7 protein-coding genes are annotated in these 3486 nt (G+C 27.6%); 5 read left to right on the forward strand and 2 right to left on the reverse strand.

The genetic code is table 11. The features are described 5' to 3' along the window. Together ACRC8M_RS00170 and ACRC8M_RS00175 are read left to right on the forward strand one after the other, a co-directional pair. Positions 1-363, forward strand: a 363-nt coding sequence (locus tag ACRC8M_RS00170) for a JAB domain-containing protein (protein ID WP_438527272.1), incomplete at its 5' end; no start/stop codon positions are given. A gap of 47 nt (positions 364-410) precedes the next feature. After that, positions 411-677, forward strand: coding sequence for a hypothetical protein (locus tag ACRC8M_RS00175; RefSeq protein ID WP_438527273.1), 267 nt, complete (start codon positions 411-413; stop codon positions 675-677). A 97-nt stretch (positions 678-774) separates the two neighbouring features. Here ACRC8M_RS00175 and ACRC8M_RS00180 read toward each other — a convergent pair whose 3' ends face one another. Beyond that, positions 775-921 (reverse strand): hypothetical protein, encoded by a 147-nt coding sequence (locus ACRC8M_RS00180; RefSeq protein ID WP_438527274.1) that lies wholly within the window; start codon positions 919-921, stop codon positions 775-777. Positions 922-940: 19 nt separating this feature from the next. Beyond that, a complete protein-coding gene (locus tag ACRC8M_RS00185; protein WP_438527275.1) occupies positions 941-1405 on the reverse strand; it encodes a thermonuclease family protein in 465 nt (154 codons plus the stop codon). A gap of 168 nt (positions 1406-1573) precedes the next feature. Here ACRC8M_RS00185 and ACRC8M_RS00190 point away from each other — a divergent pair, with 168 nt between their 5' ends. Genes ACRC8M_RS00190 through ACRC8M_RS00200 form a run of 3 tightly spaced genes read left to right on the forward strand, consistent with a single transcriptional unit; the run spans position 1574 to position 3429 of the window. Next, the gene (locus tag ACRC8M_RS00190) at positions 1574-1774 is read left to right on the forward strand and encodes a hypothetical protein (RefSeq protein WP_438527276.1); all 201 of its coding nucleotides are present in this window, start codon (positions 1574-1576) and stop codon (positions 1772-1774) included. Between the two features lie 17 nt (positions 1775-1791). Beyond that, positions 1792-2544, forward strand: coding sequence for a ParA family protein (locus ACRC8M_RS00195; protein WP_438527277.1), 753 nt, complete (start codon positions 1792-1794; stop codon positions 2542-2544). A gap of 9 nt (positions 2545-2553) precedes the next feature. After that, positions 2554-3429, forward strand: a complete 876-nt coding sequence (locus ACRC8M_RS00200) for a ParB/RepB/Spo0J family partition protein (protein ID WP_438527278.1) — start codon at positions 2554-2556, stop codon at positions 3427-3429. Positions 3430-3486 lie beyond the last annotated feature (57 nt).

A 3486-nucleotide genomic window follows, 5' to 3' on the forward strand; every position in this document is an offset into this window, starting at 1 on the left:
GATTTTTTAAACTACATGAACATCCAAATGGGATATTTAAAACATGAGGAGTTTAAAGTAGTTTTTCTAAATAGTAGCAATCAAATAGTTTTAAATGAAACTCTATTTTGTGGAACTATAGACCGCAGTGTTGTTTATCAAAGACTAATAATTGAAAAGGCAATTCTATCAAAAGCTAAAGGAGTTATCTTTGTACATAACCACCCAAGCGGTAATCTAACTCCATCTAAAAAAGATATTGAACTGACACTGGAGATGCAAGAACTTCTTGATAAAGTTGATGTAAAACTACTTGACCACTACATAATCTCAGAAACAGAAAACTTTAGTTTTTATGAAAATGGTTTAATTGATTATTTGTAAAGCTTGAGGGAACTCCCTCAAGCTACTTTTAAAGATGGAGGTACTATATGAAAAAGTTTGATATTATGGGGAGCATTAGAAGAGAGATGAATCTAAAAAATTTAAGCAGCAGTAGAGTGGCCAAGAAGATTGGAGTTAGTGAGATAGAGATGACAGAGTTTTTCCTGGAGAAAAATGTAAGTCTAGAGTTATTGGAAAAAGTTATTGAAGTAGTTTTTGAAAGCTGTGAGTTCCAGTACTCTTTTAAAGAAAACCCACTGAGAAAGTTTAGTAGTAAAGAATTGTTGGAGGAATTGATAAGAAGAGAAAAATAATGAAAAGGAGAATGGCATAGACTAGACCATTCTCCTTTTTCTGTACTTAAAACATAATGAAGCTATATTTTGTTTCACTTATATTTTAACATCTTTTTTAATTTTTAGTTATTTTTATTTTTAAGACCTCATCATCTTTTTTGTCAAAAGTTACATCCTTAATTTTGAAGTCATACTTTTTTAATTTTTCATCTATTTCCTTAGAAAATTTTCTAATTAATCTCTCTATTTCTAAATTTAACAAAATTAATCCCCCATTAATATTATTTTTTATTTTTTCTTCTAAATTCCCAAGGTGGTGTAGGATTTTTCTCTTTCCATAATCCTAACCCTTCTAATTTTGCTTTTTCTTCAGCTGCAGCAAACTCTAAATTTCCTTTAGAATATTGCTTATACCACCAAGCATTACCAGTTTCTAGCATATAGAGATTTATATTTTTCCCCTTATAATAAACCTCACCAACAACTCTACCATATTGGTCTTTATCTTTTACATCTATCTCAACTATTTTTCCATCTATCATTTTTTTTAAAACATCTAAAGATTTTATTCCATACTCCTGCTTCTTTTCTGGGGCATCAATCCCATAAAATCTAACTCTTACTTTTTCTCCATCTTTTAAAACTGTTATAGTATCACCATCTGCTACTTTTATTACCTTTCCTGAAAAAGCAAAAGATAGAGTAGTCAATAAAAAAGTTAAAAATAAAACAATTAATTTTTTCATATTCGCCTCCAATTAATAATTTTAACTACAATGTTATTATACACTTTTACTTATTTTTCTTCAAACTCAGTTTTTACAAAAAGTTCGCCGGGTGAACTTTTGAAAAGTCTTGACTTTTCAAACTACCAAAAGTTATAATTAATTATTAAAAGTTTTAGGAGGAAAAACATGGCTATAAAGCGTGGAGGCACTCGTGAAAAAGCAGGGAAAAAAAGAGTATTTGAAAATCCTGTGGATATAAATGCAAGACTTGAAAAATCAGAACTAGAAATGATTTTACAACTTGTAGATGGGAAGACAAACTCTGAAAAAATACGTTCTATTATCAAGCTTGGTTTAGAAGCTCTTCAAACTCAGCAACATAATTAATTTGGGAGGATTATTTTATGAAAATTATTGCTATTATGAATCAAAAAGGTGGAGAAGCTAAAACTACAACTGTTAGAAACTTAAGCTACATCCTAGCACAAAAAAAGAAAAAAGTTTTAACTATTGATATGGATGCACAGGGAAATTTAACAACAAACTCTGGGATTTTAAAAAGGGAGGTTAATACTATTGTCGATGTTTTTAATGGGGAGAAAAATATCAACGATATCATTATAAATATAGATAAAAACTTAGATCACATTGCTAATAATATGTCGATGTCTGAGTTTGCATTGTTTTTAGAAAAAAACTCTGGTTGGACAAAAATTCTTAGTAACTCTATAAAAGAGATTGAGAAAAAGTATGATTACATATTCATTGATTGTCCACCAGCATTAGATTTTTCTACTTATAACGCTCTTGGTGCAGCTGATGGAATTATTATTACTCTTCAAGCAGAGGAAAACTCAGTTGAAGGAATCTCTGACCTAATCAGATCTATAAATATGATTAGAGAAAAAGATAATGAGGATTTAAAGGTATTGGGGGTTGTTATAACTAAATTTAAAAAATCAACAAATTTACAAAATCAATTTAAGGATCTTTTAGTTGAGCACTTTGGTGAGTTAGTGTTTAATACAGTTATTAGAGATACTATAAAAATATCAGAAGCTAACTATAATCATAAATCCATAGTAGAGTTTGATAAAAATTCCAATGGTGCAAAAGACTATATCGCTCTTTCAAAAGAGTTATTAAAAAGAATATAGGGGGATTTTATGAGTTTAAACAATAATCATTTAATGGGATTTGGAGAGATTAATAAACCAGTCCTTGATAAATCTAATATTGCTAAATATAGTGATTTTCAAAACATTACTTCTAATTTAATTGAAAATATTAATTATTTTGATAGAACTTTTATTAATAGACTTGATGACGAGGAAACTATTTTAAAAGATGAAAATTTTGCAGGACTTTTAGAGTCTATTAAAGGAATGGGATTATTGAACCCTGTTTACTTATTAGAAGTTAGTAAAAATAGTTATATAATAATCAGTGGTTGGAGAAGACTTCTTGCCCTTAAAGAATTATATAAAGTTAATAAAAATAAAATTTTTTCTCAAAAAGCTATTATCTTTAGAAAAGATACACCTTTAGAACTTTTAGAGAATATCTCTATAGACGAAAATACTAAAAGAAAAGATTTAACGATTTTAGAGCTTAGTTATAAGTTTAATAAGCTTTCTACTACTGAGGGAGTTACTCTTGATGATTGTTTAAAAAAATTCAATATTGGAAAAACTCAGTTTCATGCAATAAAAAAAGCTATTAATTTTCATCCATTTATAAAAGAATTTATTCTTGAAGAATCAGGACCTTTAAAGGCTGATTTTTTAAATAAAATTTTAGAAAAATTGATGTTAACTTATGGACAAGATGAAGCTCAAACTCTTGTTAAGAGTTATATGAATAAAAATAGAGAAGATTTAAAATCTATTTTAAAAGATTTAGAAAATGATTCTTTAAAAAATAGAGATATTTTTGAATTTAAGAAAAATAAAAAGATGACAACTTTTAAAATTAAAGAATCTCTTTCAGATGAAGATTATCTTAAAATTGAAGCTTTTATAAAATCTTTATTAAAAAAATAATAAATTTTAGAGTGAAACGATTTGTTTCGCTCTTTTTGGGGTTCCGTCAGGAAAACG

Origin of the sequence: Cetobacterium sp. (assembly GCF_051653945.1) — a bacterium.
In the GTDB taxonomy this organism is placed as follows: domain Bacteria; phylum Fusobacteriota; class Fusobacteriia; order Fusobacteriales; family Fusobacteriaceae; genus Cetobacterium_A.